General features: G+C 67.2%; 15 protein-coding genes. 6 read left to right on the top strand and 9 right to left on the bottom strand.

Annotated features, from left to right (window positions below; genetic code table 11):
* Positions 1-25 precede the first annotated feature (25 nt).
* The 6 genes from murJ to trxA all read left to right on the top strand — a co-directional run bounded on the left by murJ (position 26) and on the right by trxA (position 7,902).
* Positions 26-2,278, top strand: coding sequence for a murein biosynthesis integral membrane protein MurJ (gene murJ, locus ACWD3I_RS07060; RefSeq protein WP_365393416.1), 2,253 nt, complete (start codon positions 26-28; stop codon positions 2,276-2,278).
* A 138-nt stretch (positions 2,279-2,416) separates the two neighbouring features.
* Positions 2,417-4,138 carry a protein kinase family protein gene (locus ACWD3I_RS07065; RefSeq protein ID WP_365393419.1) on the top strand — a complete coding sequence of 574 codons (1,722 nt, stop codon included), beginning with the start codon at positions 2,417-2,419 and terminating at the stop codon, positions 4,136-4,138.
* A 648-nt stretch (positions 4,139-4,786) separates the two neighbouring features.
* A complete protein-coding gene (gene sigM / locus ACWD3I_RS07070; RefSeq protein WP_365393422.1) occupies positions 4,787-5,500 on the top strand; it encodes an RNA polymerase sigma factor SigM in 714 nt (237 codons plus the stop codon).
* Positions 5,497-6,366, top strand: coding sequence for an anti-sigma factor family protein (locus ACWD3I_RS07075; protein WP_365393425.1), 870 nt, complete (start codon positions 5,497-5,499; stop codon positions 6,364-6,366). Before sigM ends, ACWD3I_RS07075 begins: the two co-directional genes overlap by 4 nt.
* 189 nt (positions 6,367-6,555) lie before the next feature.
* Positions 6,556-7,524, top strand: a complete 969-nt coding sequence (trxB, locus tag ACWD3I_RS07080; protein ID WP_365393428.1) for a thioredoxin-disulfide reductase — start codon at positions 6,556-6,558, stop codon at positions 7,522-7,524.
* A 45-nt stretch (positions 7,525-7,569) separates the two neighbouring features.
* Positions 7,570-7,902, top strand: a complete 333-nt coding sequence (trxA, locus tag ACWD3I_RS07085; RefSeq protein ID WP_007383275.1) for a thioredoxin — start codon at positions 7,570-7,572, stop codon at positions 7,900-7,902.
* Between the two features lie 75 nt (positions 7,903-7,977).
* On the opposite strand, the gene ACWD3I_RS07090 is transcribed toward trxA, so the two are convergent.
* The 9 genes from ACWD3I_RS07090 to rpmH form a co-directional block, all read right to left on the bottom strand.
* Entirely contained in the window at positions 7,978-8,595 is a 618-nt protein-coding gene (locus tag ACWD3I_RS07090; protein WP_361552650.1) for a GNAT family N-acetyltransferase, read from the bottom strand.
* A gap of 323 nt (positions 8,596-8,918) precedes the next feature.
* Positions 8,919-10,019 carry a ParB/RepB/Spo0J family partition protein gene (locus tag ACWD3I_RS07095; RefSeq protein WP_365393433.1) on the bottom strand — a complete coding sequence of 367 codons (1,101 nt, stop codon included), beginning with the start codon at positions 10,017-10,019 and terminating at the stop codon, positions 8,919-8,921.
* Positions 10,016-11,089, bottom strand: coding sequence for a ParA family protein (locus tag ACWD3I_RS07100; protein WP_323185213.1), 1,074 nt, complete (start codon positions 11,087-11,089; stop codon positions 10,016-10,018). Before ACWD3I_RS07100 ends, ACWD3I_RS07095 begins: the two co-directional genes overlap by 4 nt.
* A 265-nt stretch (positions 11,090-11,354) precedes the next feature.
* The gene (gene rsmG, locus ACWD3I_RS07105) at positions 11,355-12,071 is read right to left on the bottom strand and encodes a 16S rRNA (guanine(527)-N(7))-methyltransferase RsmG (RefSeq protein WP_046256509.1); all 717 of its coding nucleotides are present in this window, start codon (positions 12,069-12,071) and stop codon (positions 11,355-11,357) included.
* A gap of 127 nt (positions 12,072-12,198) precedes the next feature.
* Positions 12,199-12,711: a Jag family protein gene (locus ACWD3I_RS07110; protein ID WP_365393436.1), complete on the bottom strand. Its 513-nt coding sequence runs from the start codon at positions 12,709-12,711 to the stop codon at positions 12,199-12,201.
* Positions 12,712-12,726: 15 nt separating this feature from the next.
* Positions 12,727-13,995, bottom strand: coding sequence for a membrane protein insertase YidC (gene yidC / locus ACWD3I_RS07115; RefSeq protein ID WP_365393439.1), 1,269 nt, complete (start codon positions 13,993-13,995; stop codon positions 12,727-12,729).
* A 3-nt stretch (positions 13,996-13,998) separates the two neighbouring features.
* Positions 13,999-14,352 carry a membrane protein insertion efficiency factor YidD gene (yidD, locus tag ACWD3I_RS07120; RefSeq protein ID WP_266890082.1) on the bottom strand — a complete coding sequence of 118 codons (354 nt, stop codon included), beginning with the start codon at positions 14,350-14,352 and terminating at the stop codon, positions 13,999-14,001.
* Complete coding sequence (gene rnpA / locus ACWD3I_RS07125) at positions 14,349-14,720, bottom strand: ribonuclease P protein component (RefSeq protein WP_095046237.1); 372 nt, start codon at positions 14,718-14,720, stop codon at positions 14,349-14,351. The genes yidD and rnpA overlap by 4 nt, the downstream gene beginning before the upstream one ends.
* Positions 14,721-14,741: 21 nt before the next feature.
* Positions 14,742-14,879 carry a 50S ribosomal protein L34 gene (gene rpmH, locus ACWD3I_RS07130; RefSeq protein ID WP_006381191.1) on the bottom strand — a complete coding sequence of 46 codons (138 nt, stop codon included), beginning with the start codon at positions 14,877-14,879 and terminating at the stop codon, positions 14,742-14,744.
* Positions 14,880-15,226 lie beyond the last annotated feature (347 nt).

Here is a 15,226-nt window from a genome sequence, read left to right on the forward strand (position 1 = left end):
CCCGGGACGATGAGGTGGGGTAACCATGAACGCGCCGTACGACGGTGACCGCGGCCAGGCCGCGGGCAGCTCGGGCTATCCCGACGGCCCGCCGCCCGAGCACGGCCAGGTGCCGCCGCAGCCTCCCGCGGACATGTACCTCCAGGACGCCTACGACCAGGACCCCTACCGGGCGCAGGACCTCTCCGCCCAGGACCCGGTCGCCGAGGCGCTCTACGACCGCGCCGCGCACCCTCCGCCGCCCCCCGGTACGTATCAGCCGCAGCAGCCGCTGTACGCCCAGCCTCAGCAGTCCCCGTACGCACCGGACCCGCATGTGTGGGCCCAGACGCCGGCTCCCGAGCCGGAGGGTCCCACTCAGTACCTGCCGTACGGCGACGATCCCCGCACGACTCAGTACGTCGGCGTCGACGACCTCGTCACGCACTCCGCCGAGGAGCGCCACGAGCCGGACGCCTTCGCCCACCTCTTCCGTGACCAGCAGCAGGGTCGCGGCCAGCCGCCGTACCAGCCCCCGTCGGTCCCCGGCCCCTCACCGGCACCGGTCCCGGGCGCCGAGCCTCCCATGCCGCCCCTCGCGGACAGGACCATGAACCTGGGCACCGCCCCCGTACCGCCTCCGGCCGCGCCGGCTCCGGCGAAGAAGGGCGGCAAGGCCACGGGCCTGCTGAAGTCCAGCGCGGTGATGGCGGCGGGCACGATGGTGTCCCGGCTCACCGGGTTCGTGCGCTCCGCGATGATCGTCTCGGTACTGGGCCTCGGCCTCCTCGGCGACTCCTTCCAGGTCGCCTACCAACTGCCGACGATGATCTACATCCTGACCGTCGGCGGCGGCCTCAACTCCGTCTTCGTGCCGCAGTTGGTGCGTGCCATGAAGGACGACGAGGACGGCGGCGAGGCATACGCCAACCGGCTGCTGACACTCGTCATGGTGGTGCTCGCCGCGCTCACCGCACTTGCGATGTTCGCCGCACCGCTCCTGGTCCGCGTTCTGTCGAACCCGGTCGCGACCAACCCCGCGGCCAACGAGGTCGCCGTCACCTTCACCCGCTACTTCCTGCCGTCGATCTTCTTCATGGGCATCCACGTGGTGATGGGACAGATCCTCAACGCCCGCGGCAAGTTCGGCGCGATGATGTGGACCCCGGTCCTCAACAACATCGTCATCATCGTGACGCTCGGGACGTTCCTCTGGGTGTACGGCACCGCGGAGCGCTCCGGCATGGCGGTCACCAACATCCCGCCGGAGGGCCAGCGTCTCCTCGGCGTCGGCATCCTGCTCGGCATGGTGGTCCAGGCACTGTCGATGATCCCGTACCTGCGGGAGACCGGCTTCCGGATGCGGCTGCGCTTCGACTGGAAGGGACACGGCCTCGGCAAGGCCGCCATGCTCGCCAAGTGGACGATCCTGTTCGTCCTGGCCAACCAGGCGGGCGCCCTCGTCGTCACCCAGCTCTCCACTGCCTCCGGCATCGACTCCGGCGTGAAGGGCACGGGTTTCGCCGCCTACGCCAACGCCCAACTGATCTGGGGCCTTCCACAGGCCATCATCACCGTGTCCCTCATGGCCGCCCTGCTGCCCCGCATCTCCCGCTCGGCCGCGGAGAACGACGGCGGCGCGGTCCGCGACGACATCTCCCAAGGTCTCCGGACCACGGCCGTCGCGATCGTGCCCATCGCCTTCGGCTTCGTCGCCCTCGGCATCCCGATGTGCACCCTGATCTTCGGCGCCTCGGGCGCCGACCAGGCCACGAACATGGGCTTCATGCTGATGGCCTTCGGTCTGGGCCTGATCCCGTTCTCCGTGCAGTACGTCGTCCTGCGCGCCTTCTACGCCTACGAGGACACCCGGACCCCGTTCTACAACACGGTCATCGTGGCGGCCGTCAACGCCGCCGCTTCCGCCGTGTGTTACTTCGTGATCCCGGCCCGCTGGGCCGTGGTCGGCATGGCCGCCTCGTACGGCCTCGCCTACGCCGTCGGCGTCGGCGTCGCCTGGAACCGTCTGCGCAAGCGGCTGGGCGGGGACCTGGACGGCGCCCGCGTGATGCGGACATACGCCAGACTGTGCATCGCCTCGGTACCGGCGGCAGTCCTCAGCGGCGCGGCCTGCTATGGCATCGGCCACACCCTCGGCCAGGGCGTCATCGGCTCGTTCGCCGCCCTGATCGTCGGCGGGGCCGTGCTGCTCGGGATCTTCTTCGTGGCCGCTCGCAAGATGCGCATCGAGGAGTTGAACTCCCTGGTCGGCATGGTGCGCGGACGGCTGGGGCGCTGATAAACGGGTACGCGCACAACCATCGTCCGCCACCGTGTGTCGTGCATAGCGGCGGACTGTGGGCACAATTGGGTTCGGCGTCGGACGGCGCGCACGGAAGTCGATCGGCGCGCAATAAATGGGGAGGCAGGAACGACGGTGGCGGAACGCAGCACGGCTGCCGTCGACGTGGCAGACAACAGTGGCGACGAGCCGCTGACCGCACAGGCGGACCAGTCCACGGCCGACGGGGTGGCCCAGAACCGGGAGCGGGACACGGACAACAAAGAGGCACAGGGGAGTGGCGGGACCGAGAGTCCCGGGAAAGCCTCACCGCCCGAACTGCACAGCGGCCACAAGCTCGCCAGACGCTACCGGCTCGAGGAGTGCGTCACCCGTCTGGACGGCTTCAGCAGCTGGCGTGCGGTCGACGAGAAGCTCCGCCGCGCGGTCGGCGTCCACATCCTGCCCGCGGACCACTCACGGGCTCGTTCCGTCCTGGCCGCGGCCCGTTCGTCCGCGCTGCTCGGTGACCCTCGCTTCGTCCAGGTGCTGGACGCCGTCGAGGAGAACGATCTCGTCTACGTCGTCCACGAGTGGCTGCCCGACGCCACCGAGCTGACCACGCTTCTGGCCCCCGGGCCGCTGGAGCCGCACGACGCCTACCAGATGGTCAGCCAGATCGCCGCTGCCATGGCGGCCGCCCACCGCGAGGGCCTCGCGCATCTGCGCCTGAACCCGAACGCGGTGCTGCGCACGTCGAGCGGACAGTGGCGCATCCGCGGCCTCGCCGTCAACGCCGCGCTGCGCGGTATCACCTCCGACACCCCGCAGCGCACCGACACCGAGGCGATCGGCGCCCTGCTGTACGCGGGACTCACCCAGCGCTGGCCGTACGAGAGCGACGCCTACGGCCTGTCCGGGCTGCCCAAGGACGTCGGTCTCATCGCCCCGGACCAGGTGCGGGCCGGTGTGCACCGCGGCCTGTCCGAGCTGTCGATGCGCGCACTCGTCAACGACGGCGCGACCGCCTCCCGCCACGAGTCCGCGTGCACCACGCCCGAGGAACTCGTGAAGGCTATCGGCGAGATGCCCCGCATCCGCCCGCCGGAGCCGGCGTTCACCGCGCCGCCCGAGTACCAGCGCACGACGTACCAGCAGGGCACCTACGGCCGCCCCGCACCGCACCCGGGTGCCACCCAGGTGCTGGCGACCCCTCCGCCGCCGCTGCAGAGCCGCACCGGCAGAGCCCTCAAGTGGGCCGTGTCGGCCCTTCTGATCGCCGCGCTGGGCCTCGGCAGCTGGCAGCTCGCGGACGCCCTGATCGACCAGGGCAACAAGTCCGACGACACGAACCAGACGCAGACGACGGACGACGACGGTAGCGACAACAAGCCCGTAGCACAGCTGAAGCAGATCCCGGTCGACAGCGTGCGGGAGTTCGCCCCAAGCGGTTCCGGCATACAGGAGGATGAGGTTCAGCTCGCCGTCGACGGCCAGTCGGACACCGCCTGGATCACCCCGCAGTACAAGAGCTACCCCAACTTCGGGAACCTGCCACAGCGCAAGGAGGGAAGCGGGCTGATCCTCGACCTCGGCAGCGTGAAGAGCGTGCGGCAGATCGACATCTCGATGTACCGGAGTGGGCAGACCGCCGAAGTGCTCGCCGCCGACGCCAATACCTCAGAACCCTCTTCGCTGAGCGACTTCTCCCAGGAGCTGACCAAGCTGTCGACCGCAGGGAAAAATGTCGAGACTGAGCTGAAGAAATCAATTCGTACCCGATACGTCCTCATCCACATTACTGAACTACCGGCGGATGGGTCCGCAAGCCTATTCCGCGGCGGCATCTCAGAAATTCGAGTTCTCGGCGAAAATTAAGAGAGCCTCCCCGAAAATATGCCGGTTGAGGGACTAGGTCCTCAACCGGCAACTGGTGATCAACCGCAGTGGCCCCAGTCGGTATTATCTCCCGTGGTGCCCACCTGACCACCGAAACGCACGCATGATCCAGCGGCATACAAAGTAACCGGACCAGCATAGTAGGAGTAATAACCCGGGTCGGACTTCTTTGTACCCCCAAGCACCTCAAGCCAGGCATTCATATACAACTTGACCCCAGGGGTCCGCGATGTGGTTATGACGCAGTTATAGCCGCTGCTGCAGTAGAGGTCCGCATATCCCGTGCCAAAGGAAACCCTGCCAATTCGAGTTCCCGGGCACGCGGACGCGGCCTGCGCCGTTCCTGATCCCACAAAAAGCGCCACCCCGGCCATCGTGGCGACAGCCGTACCCATTGCGGTAGCCCGCCGACCGCTAAGTTTCTTCATCAAATTCCCCGACCCTCGCTACATACGGGAAATTCTGGGAACGATCTAGGTCCAACTGGTGTCATGTTCACCGAAATTCCAATTACGCAAGTGATGTCGATCACCACTCACTAAAGGCCACTCGGGGTCACCAAGAGGCATTTACATCTCTCCGGCTACAGGATTCAATGGACTATCCAGAGCCGAACAAGGAGGGGATGTGCAGGTCGAGCCGCCAACCGATGCACAGCTCCTCCGCCGCCACGTGGACGGCGATCCCGACGCCTTCGGTGAGCTCGTACGGCGTCACCGTGATCGCCTGTGGGCGGTGGCCCTGCGGACGCTCGGGGACCGCGAGGAGGCCGCTGACGCGGTCCAGGACGCCCTCGTCTCCGCTTACCGGGCCGCCCACACCTTCCGGGGTCAGTCAGCCGTCACGACGTGGCTGCACCGCATCACGGTGAACGCCTGTCTCGACCGCGTCCGCAAGGCGGCCTCCCGCAAGACGTCCCCGGTCGACGACACCGAGCGCCTGGAGCAGCTCCTGGAGCCGCACGAGTCGGCGTCGGCGCCCGCGGAGCGCAATGATCTGCACCGCCAGCTCCTGGAAGCCCTCGGCACTCTTCCGCCCGACCAGAGGGCGGCCCTTGTCCTGGTGGACATGCAGGGATACCCGGTGGCCGAGGCCGCCCGCATGCTCGACGTCCCGACCGGCACGGTGAAGAGCCGCTGCGCCCGCGGCAGAGCCAAACTCCTCCCCCTCCTCACTCATCTGCGGCCGGAAAACGCCGGTGACAGCAGAGAATCGAGCGGGGGACGGAACCGGGTGCAGGGGACATCCGTCCCATCCGCAGCGGAACCTCGTGACAGAGGTCCCCGCGAGACAGGTCCAGGCGATTCAGCTGCTGTGAAGGGCGGAGGTGGGCGAGCGTGACATCGACAGACACGGCCGGGCACCCGGACGTCGCGGAGATCTCCGATCTCACCGAAGGCCTTCTCCCCCCGTCCCGGACCACGGACGTACGGCGGCATCTGGACGAATGCGAGCTCTGCGCGGACGTTCACGCGTCCCTGGAGGAGATCCGGGGTCTGCTCGGTACGATGCCGGGTCCCCCGCGCATGCCCGACGACGTCGCGAGCCGTATCGACGCCGCACTGGCCGCCGAGGCTCTGCTCAACGCAACAGTCCCCGACACCGTGGATGCCCCCGCGCTCACCGAGGCGCATGTTTCACGTGAAACATCGGTGTCGGCAGACCGACCCGTCGGCCGCCCCCGTAGCTCCACTACGGGCCCGGGCCGCAAGGATCGCTCCCGTGACGGGCGCCGCAAGATCGCCGTTCTCGGCACGGTGTTCACGGTCGCTGCTCTGGGGCTCGGTTCGGTGCTGTTGTCGTCCTTCAACGACGGCAAGCCGTCCGACCCGTCCACGCAGGCCGACGTCTTCTCCGGGAAGAAGGTCGAGACCGAGGTCTTCGCGCTTCTGGCGCAGAGCTCCGGGGCAGGCTCTCGTGCCCCCCAGAGTCTCGGTGTGAACACCGTCCCCGAGAACAACCTCAAGAACAAGATCATCCCTCGGGTGCCTGCGTGCGTCCTTCAGGGCATCGGTCGCAAGGACGACGACGCACTGGCCGCCAAGAAGGGCACGTACGACGGCGTCCCGGCGTATCTCGTGGTGATGCCCGACGCGAAGGACACCAGCCGTGTCGATGCCTACGTGGTCGACGCCGCCTGCGAAACGGATTCCTCATCCTCGGCGAAGGTTCTGCTGACGGACTCCTACACGCGATCCACAGACTGACACTTCACGCGCGGTCCACGGGCTGAAGCCTCGCCTCCGGCCGACGTGGTATCCCGTACGGTGACGCCTCTCCGTGTGCCCGGACACACCGGGAATGCGCGCCCCTTAGGATCCGTTGGGTGGGGTGAGAGTTCTGAGAGGGGCTCCCACCGGCCGTACTGACGCAGTCCAGAGACGAGGAACCCAGTCGTGAGCGACGTCCGTAACGTGATCATCATCGGCTCCGGGCCTGCCGGCTACACGGCGGCGCTCTACACCGCGCGCGCGTCGCTGAAGCCGCTGGTCTTCGAGGGCGCCGTCACCGCAGGTGGTGCGCTGATGAACACCACCGAGGTGGAGAACTTCCCGGGCTTCCAGGACGGCATCATGGGCCCCGAGCTCATGGACAACATGCGCGCCCAGGCCGAACGCTTCGGCGCCGAACTCATCCCGGACGACATCGTCAACGTCGACCTGAGCGGCGAGATCAAGACCGTCACCGACACCGCCGGCACAGTCCACAAGGCGAAGGCCGTCATCGTCACCACGGGCTCGCAGCACCGCAAGCTCGGCCTGCCCAACGAGGACGCCCTTTCCGGCCGTGGCGTCTCCTGGTGTGCGACCTGTGACGGCTTCTTCTTCAAGGACCACGACATCGCCGTGATCGGCGGCGGTGACACCGCGATGGAGGAGGCCACCTTCCTCTCGCGCTTCGCCAAGTCCGTGACGATCGTCCACCGCCGGGACACCCTGCGCGCCTCCAAGGCGATGCAGGAGCGCGCCTTCGCCGACCCGAAGATCAAGTTCGTGTGGGACAGCGAGGTCGCCGAGATCCAGGGCGACCCGAAGCTGTCCGGCCTCAAGCTGCGCAACCTCAAGACGGGCGAGCTCTCGGACCTCCCGGTGACCGGCCTGTTCATCGCGATCGGCCACGACCCGCGCACCGAGCTCTTCAAGGGACAGCTGGAGCTGGACGAGGAGGGCTACCTGAAGGTGGAAGCCCCCTCCACGCGGACCAACCTGACGGGTGTCTTCGGCGCCGGCGACGTCGTCGACCACACCTACCGCCAGGCGATCACCGCGGCCGGCACCGGCTGCTCCGCCGCCCTCGACGCCGAGCGCTTCCTCGCCGCCCTCGCGGACGAGGAGCAGGCGGAGCCCGAGAAGACCGCTGTCTGACCCTCCCTTCCACCCCACCCCGCATAACCAGTTAAGGAGCCCGCCGTGGCCGGCACCCTGAAGAACGTGACCGACGATTCCTTCGAGCAGGACGTCCTCAAGAGCGACAAGCCCGTACTGGTCGACTTCTGGGCCGCCTGGTGCGGTCCGTGCCGCCAGATCGCTCCGTCCCTCGAGGCGATCGCCGCCGAGTACGGCGACAAGATCGAGATCGTCAAGCTCAACATCGACGAGAACCCGGGTACGGCCGCCAAGTACGGCGTCATGTCCATCCCGACCCTGAACGTCTACCAGGGCGGCGAGGTCGCCAAGACCATCGTCGGCGCGAAGCCGAAGGCCGCGATCGTTCGCGACCTCGAGGACTTCATCGCCGAGTGACGTTCCACGTGACAGCTGAATGATGTTTCACGTGAAACACGAATGGGCCGGCCCGTGAGGGTCGGCCCATTGTCGTTACAGCGGCCGTAGCGCCGGTTCCTTCTGCACGGCCCCCAGGAGCCGGTCCAGCGCCATCTCCACGTCTTCCTTCCAGGAGAGCGTCGTCCGCAGCTCCAGCCTCAGGCGTGGATGCATGGGGTGAGGACGGACCGTCTTGAAGCCCACTGCCAGAAGGTGGTCGGCGGGCAGAAGACAGGCCGGCTCTCGCCAGCGGGCGTCCCCGAACGCCTCGATCGCCTTGAAGCCACGCCGCAGCAGATCCTTGGCCACCGTCTGGACCATCACTCTGCCCAGTCCCTGCCCCTGATATCCGGGCATGATGAACGCCGTCATCAACTGCACGGCGTCAGGTGACACCGGGCTCGTGGGAAACGCCGTCGAGCGGGGGACATAGGCCGGAGGAGCGTAGAGCACAAAGCCCACCGGTACCTCGTCGACGTACACGACCCGGCCGCACGATCCCCAGTCCAACAGGACCGAGGAGATCCAGGCTTCCTTCTCCAGGGCGGCTGTGCCTGCCTTTACCGCGGCTTCGCCACTGACTGGGTCCAGCTCCCAGAAGACACACGAGCGACAGCGCTTGGGAACGTCCTGAAGGTTGTCCAGCGTGAGCGGTACGAGCCGACGGCCCATGAAGGCTGTTCCTCGCTTCCCTCGCCCGCGGCATCGCGGGCGGCTGTCAGAGCGCTGCGTTCCCGGATCAGGCTGCCGACGAAGCCGCCGACCGCGCCCAGCCCCAGGCCCGCGCTCACCAGTCCGGTGCGGCTCACCGTTCGCATGACACCTGCCCTCCCCTGAAGGTGCTGCCGGGTGGATGCGCCATACCCGAACGCATCGTATCCACGATGTGATTGCCTCGATACCGCCTGGAAGCAAAGAGCGGGCTGTGTCCGGTACCCACCGGACACAGCCCGCTCTTTCGACTGCCGGGCATCGCGCCCTGCCGGTCTGAGGCCCTAGTCCTCCATGTCCTCGGCGTCGCCGTCCAGAAGGCTCTTCTGGAGGACGGGTCCCTCGCCGGGGGCGAGCGTGCCGAGGATCCGCTCAAGATCTTCCATGGAGGCGAACTCGACCGTGATCTTGCCCTTCTTCTGCCCCAGGTCGACCTTCACCCGCGTCTCGAAACGGTCCGAGAGACGGCCTGCCAGGTCGGTCAGCGCCGGGGAGACCAGGGCGCCGGCTCGCGGCCCCTTGGAACGCTGAGCCGTCTGCGGCCGCGACCCCATGAGGGTCACGATCTCCTCGACGGCACGCACCGAGAGTCCCTCGGCGACGATCCGGTGAGCCAGACGGTCCTGCTCCTCCGAGTCCTCGACGGAGAGCAGGGCACGTGCGTGTCCGGCGGACAGGACCCCGGCGGCCACCCGGCGCTGGACGGACGGCGAGAGCTTCAGCAGACGCAGAGTGTTGGAGACCTGCGGGCGCGAACGGCCGATGCGGTCCGCCAGCTGGTCGTGCGTGCAGTTGAAGTCCTTCAGCAACTGGTCGTAGGCGGCGGCCTCTTCCAGCGGGTTCAGCTGAGCCCGGTGCAGGTTCTCCAGGAGCGCGTCCAGGAGAAGCTTCTCGTCGTCCGTGGCTCGCACGATCGCCGGGATCGCTTCCAGGCCCGCCTCACGGCTGGCCCGCCAGCGCCGCTCGCCCATGATGAGCTCGTAGCGCCCAGGACCGACCTGCCGTACGACGACCGGCTGGAGGAGACCGACCTCCTGGATGGAGGTGACCAGTTCCTGCAGCGCGTCCTCGTCGAAGACCTCACGCGGCTGGCGCGGGTTCGGGCTGATCGAGTCGAGCGGGAGCTCCGCGAAGTAGGCGCCCACCGGAGGCCCGGGCGTCTCCGCGTAGCCGTTGACCGACGGCTCCTCGGTTTCATGTGAAACAGGCGGCAGCATGGCCACCTTTGCCGCAGCCACTCCGCGGTCGGTCGTCAGTACCGGCACGGCTGTCGGAGACGCGGAACCGGCGCCCCCCACCGCGGCCGGAGCCGGCGTCTTCTCCGTCGGGGCAGCAGGGATCAGTGCGCCGAGCCCACGGCCCAAACCCCTCCGTCGCTCACTCACTGGATGCCCTCCACCATGCTCGGGTTGCTCTGGGTGCCGATATGGGCCTGCGTCGGGTCATAGGCGACGCCCACGCCCTTCAGTGCGATTTCTCGTGCCGCCTCAAGATAGGAGAGGGCGCCGCTCGATCCTGGATCGTAGGTCAGCACCGTCTGCCCGTAGCTCGGCGCCTCGGAGATACGGACCGAGCGGGGAATGCTCGTCCGCAGCACCTCGCCACCGAAATGGGTGCGCACCTCGTCCGCGACCTGAGACGCGAGCCGCGTCCGGCCGTCGTACATGGTGAGCAGGATCGTCGAGACATGCAGGTTGGGGTTGAGGTGCCCCCGCACCAGATCGACGTTCCGCAACAGCTGCCCCAGACCCTCCAGTGCGTAGTACTCGCACTGGATCGGAATGAGGACCTCGGCACCGGCGACCATCGCATTGACGGTCAACAGGCCGAGCGAGGGCGGGCAGTCGATGAGGATGTAGTCCAGCGGGTGCTCATACCCCTGGATCGCCCGCTGAAGCCGGCTCTCACGTGCCACCAGGGAGACCAGTTCGATCTCCGCGCCGGCAAGGTCGATCGTGGCTGGAGCGCAGAAGAGACCCTCCACGTCCGGGACCGGCTGGACGACTTCGGCCAGCGGCCTACTGTCGATCAAGACGTCATAGATCGACGGCACTTCGGCGTGGTGGTCGATACCGAGGGCCGTGGATGCGTTGCCCTGCGGGTCGAGGTCGATCACGAGGACACGGCTGCCATGCACCGCCAGCGAAGCGGCGAGGTTGACCGTTGTCGTCGTTTTGCCCACGCCACCCTTCTGGTTGGCGACCACCATGACGCGGGTCTGCTCAGGCCGAGGCAGGCCCTCACCGGCACGACCCAGAGCCTCCACCGCCAATTGGGCAGCACGACCGATGGGAGTGTCGTCCATAGGGGGCGGTGTTTCACGTGAAACATCGTCCCCCATCGACTCGGTACGGGGACCGGGGACCGGATCGGTCATCGGTCCCGCGATGTTGGCGTCGGACCGCAAGGATTCACTCTCCTCGACTTCAGGCTCGCAATGAACAGAGCCTCCCATGTCTTCGGGGTCGTGAACCAGTGAGGCCTGGCGTTCTGTGGAGAAATCCACCTCTGTGGACAACTCCGTTACCTCTCTGAGAGACCCGAGAGGCTTCCGGTCACGCGGTTCGGCCGCGGCGCGACCACGGCTGATGATGCCGTGCAGCAGTGAGCGACGTTTCACGTGAAACACGATGCACAGCAGAAGAGCCCGAAGTGTCGCGACACTCCGGCATGCGTACGTTTGACAGCTTGTGTGGAGTACGTCTCGTCGTCAGGACGGATCAGCGACGCCTACGGGTCCGTCCTGTACGAGCCGCCTTGGCCCGCTTCGCCGCGAAGCGCACACCGCCAGGGCTCTCACCGACCTCGACCCGCACCACCGTGGACAGCGGATCCACCACGCCCTCCCCGACATGCAGGACCGACGTCTCCACAGCACCCAGCTTGCTCAGCGCCGTGCCCGCCGCCTTGAGCTCCTCCTCCGCGGTGTCACCCTTGAGCGCGAGCATCTCGCCGTACGGTCGCAGCAGAGGAATGCCCCAAGCGGCCAGGCGGTCCAGCGGGGCCACGGCACGCGCCGTCACCACATGCACCGGCGGCAGCTTGCCCATGACCTCCTCGGCGCGCCCCCGGATGACCGTGACATGGTCCAGGCCCAACAGCTCCACAACCTCGGTGAGGAAGGTCGTACGGCGCAGCAAGGGCTCCAGCAGCGTGATCTTCAGGTCCTCCCGGACCAGTGCCAGAGGAATGCCGGGGAGGCCGGCGCCCGAGCCGACGTCGCAGACCGTCACGCCCTCGGGAACGACCTCCGAGAGCACCGCACAGTTCAGCAGGTGCCGCTCCCACAGCCGGGGCACCTCGCGCGGGCCGATCAGACCGCGCTGCACGCCTGCTTCAGCGAGCAGCTCCGCGTACCGGACCGCATCCGCGTAGCGATCACCAAACACCGTGCGCGCCTGCTCGGGCGCAGGGGGAAGCTCCGCTGCCTCCGTCACGGGGACCGTCCTTCCGTACCGCGATGGGCGCACGCGGCGCCGATCACCACATCCACCAGAACTATCAGGCTGACAAAGTTCGGCCCCGTCTGCGCTACAGACGGGGCCGGAGGAACGTACGGACCGATCAGGCGGGAAGCACAACGACGAAGCGCTGCGGCTCCTCGCCCTCGGACTCGCTGCGCAGACCGGCAACCTTGACGGCGTCGTGCACGACCTTGCGCTCGAACGGCGTCATCGGCTGCATCTTCACGGGCTCACCCGTGCTCTTGACCTCAGCGGCGGCCTTGGCACCCAGCTCGGAGAGCTCGGCACGCTTCTTGGCGCGGTGGCCCGCGATGTCCAGCATCAGCCGGCTGCGGTCCCCGGTCTCCCGGTGCACGGCCAGGCGCGTGAGCTCCTGGAGCGCCTCCAACACCTCGCCGTCGCGGCCGACCAGCTTGTGCAGGTCGCGGCCGCCCGAGTCGCTGATGATGGAAACAGCGGCGCGGTCGGCCTCGACGTCCATGTCGATGTCGCCGTCGAGATCGGCGATGTCGAGCAGACCCTCGAGGTAGTCCGCAGCGATCTCGCCCTCCTGCTCCAGGCGGGACAGGGTGTCTACACCCTCGGCAGCAGCGGAGGTGGTGCCTTCCGTCACGGGATGGACTCCTTCTTACTTCTTGGACGGGGACTTGGGCCGCTGCGGACCCTTGCGCTGTCCGGACTGGGCCTTGCTGCGGGTACTGCCGCCTGGCTGCTTCTTGGCCGGAGCGGCGGGCTTGGCGTCCTCGGGCTCATCGGACTTGATGAGCGACGTGGGCTCGTCGGCCGCCTTCGGAGCACCTGAAGCACCGCCGGACTGCCGCTGCGACTTGCTCTGCCGCTTCGGCTGCTGACGCTTGGGAGTACCGACGGTCGGCGTACCGTCCTCGGTCTCGGCGGCGGCCTGGGCCTCGCCCTTCACCACGGAGCCGTCCGCCTGGGCCGCGAGGCCCGTCTTGCTCAGAGCGTTGATGAACTTGCGCTCGAACTCGTTGCGGTCGCGGCCCTTGGCCACGATGGCCTTGACGATGGCCTTCTCGCCCCGGCTGCGCGTCTTGCCGTGGTGCGTGACGTGCTTGGTCAGGCGCTCCAGGTACGCGGCCTGGGCCTTGGAACCCGGGGTCGGGTTGTTGTGGATGACGTACATCTGCTGGCCCATGGTCCACACGTTGGTGGTCAGCCAGTAGACGAGGACACCGACGGGGAAGTTGATGCCGAAGACGGCGAACATGACCGGGAAGACGTACATCAGCATCTTCTGCTGCTGCATGAACGGCGTCTTCACCGTGGTGTCGACGTTCTTCGTCATCAGCTGGCGCTGCGTGTAGAACTGCGACGCCGACATCAGCACGATCATGACCGCGGTCACGATGCGGACCGTGGTCAGCGAGGCGTCGAGCGCGGCGACGTCCGAGGAGCTGTCGGTGAACTTCGCGGCCAGCGGGGCCCCGAAGATGTGCGCCTTCTGCGCGCTGTCCAGCAGGCTCTGGTTGATCGAGCCGATGGTGTCGTTGTTCGCGATGCTGTTGAGCACGTGGTACAGCGCGAAGAAGAACGGCGACTGCGCCAGGATGGGAAGACACGAGGAGAGCGGGTTGGTGCCCGTCTCCTTGTAGAGCTTCATCATCTCTTCGGACTGGCGCTGCTTGTCGTTCTTGTAACGCTCCTGGATCTTCTTCATCTCGGGCTGCAGCGTCTGCATCGCCCGGGTCGCCTTGATCTGCTTCACGAAAAGCGGGATCAGGCAGATACGGATCAGGATCACCAGGGACACGATCGACAGGCCCCAGGCCCACCCGGTGTCAGGCCCGAAAATGGCGCCGTACACCTTGTGGAACTGGACGATGACCCAGGAGACAGGTGTCGTGATGAAGCTGAAGAGGCTGGCAATCGTGTCCACTAATCATGCTCCTTGGGCATGGGACGGTGTCTCTGCGGCCGGGCTCGAAGGAGTCTGTCCTTCAATGGCCGTTTCGGCGGCGGAGGGCCCGCCCTTGCGTGCACGCCAGGCGTTACGCAGAAATTCGTGCCACCGCGGGCGCTTGCGGGGCGGCACATGGTCCACACCGCCCAGTGACCACGGATTGCACCGCAGGATGCGCCAGGCGGTGAGCGCCGTGCCCTTGATCGCACCGTGCCGGTCTATGGCCGTGTAGCCGTAGTGGGAGCACGACGGGTAGTACTTGCAGACAGGCCCCAGCAGCGGACTGATCGTCCACTGGTACAGCTTGATCAGAGCCAGCAGCGGGTACTTCATCGCGCGCCCCCTCCCAGCAACCGCTCGATGGCGGCATCCAGGTCTCGGGCCAGCTGTGCATGGTCGGCGTCACCCGCACCGGGCAGCGCTCGTACGACTACCAGGCTACCGGGGGGAAACAGCTCGACCCGGTCACGCATCAGATGCCGCAGCCTGCGCTTCACCTTGTTGCGCACCACCGCGCCGCCCACGGCCTTGCTCACGACGAAACCCGCACGCGTCGGGGGAGCGCTCTCCCCAGGCGCGTGCGGGTCCGTGGCACCGCTACGAAGATGGATGACGAGGGACGGGCGGCCTGCCCGGCGCCCCCGTCGTACCGCGGTCGCGAAGTCCTCGCGCCGCCTCAGCCGATGCTCGGTAGGCAGCACGACGTCATGACCTGATCAGGATCAGGCGGACAGGCTGGCGCGACCCTTGCCACGGCGGTTCGCGAGAATCGCGCGACCGGCACGGGTACGCATCCGCAGGCGGAAGCCGTGGGTCTTGGCGCGACGACGGTTGTTCGGCTGGAAGGTGCGCTTGCTCACTCGGGGGCTCCAGAAATCAATCGGTGGTGGCGGGTGCCGTCCTGGCTGTCACCGTGCGCCCACGAGTAGCTCTCGTTACGCCCGAGTGCACCGCTTCCCGATCACCTGACGCGATCTGTGCCCATCGGAGGCAGGCGGCAGCAGCCATCGACAACTCGACCTGGTTACGGTACGCGCGGCTACGCCATCCGGTCAAACCAGCGGTCACCAGGAGACACTATCCACAGGCTGGGGACAACAACTTGAACCGCACCCGTCGCCCTGACTACCGTGGCTGAACTCCGATTCGTTCCCATGTCTGTGCCCCACCCCCTTTGAATCCCGACTCGTCCCACCACCACACGATC

The sequence above is a fragment of the Streptomyces sp. NPDC002817 genome (genome assembly GCF_053592055.1).

What these genes read in the sequence shown, in the direction of transcription:
- murJ (WP_365393416.1), top strand. Translation starts at nt 26, where the DNA reads ATGAACGCGCCGTACGACGGTGACCGCGGCCAGGCCGCGGGCAGCTCG.
- ACWD3I_RS07090 (WP_361552650.1), bottom strand. Translation starts at nt 8,595, where the DNA reads ATGGGCCGTCGGCTCGTACCGCTCACGCTGGACAACCTTCAGGACGTT.
- ACWD3I_RS07100 (WP_323185213.1), bottom strand. Translation starts at nt 11,089, where the DNA reads ATGGGAGGCTCTGTTCATTGCGAGCCTGAAGTCGAGGAGAGTGAATCC.
- yidD (WP_266890082.1), bottom strand. Translation starts at nt 14,352, where the DNA reads ATGAAGTACCCGCTGCTGGCTCTGATCAAGCTGTACCAGTGGACGATC.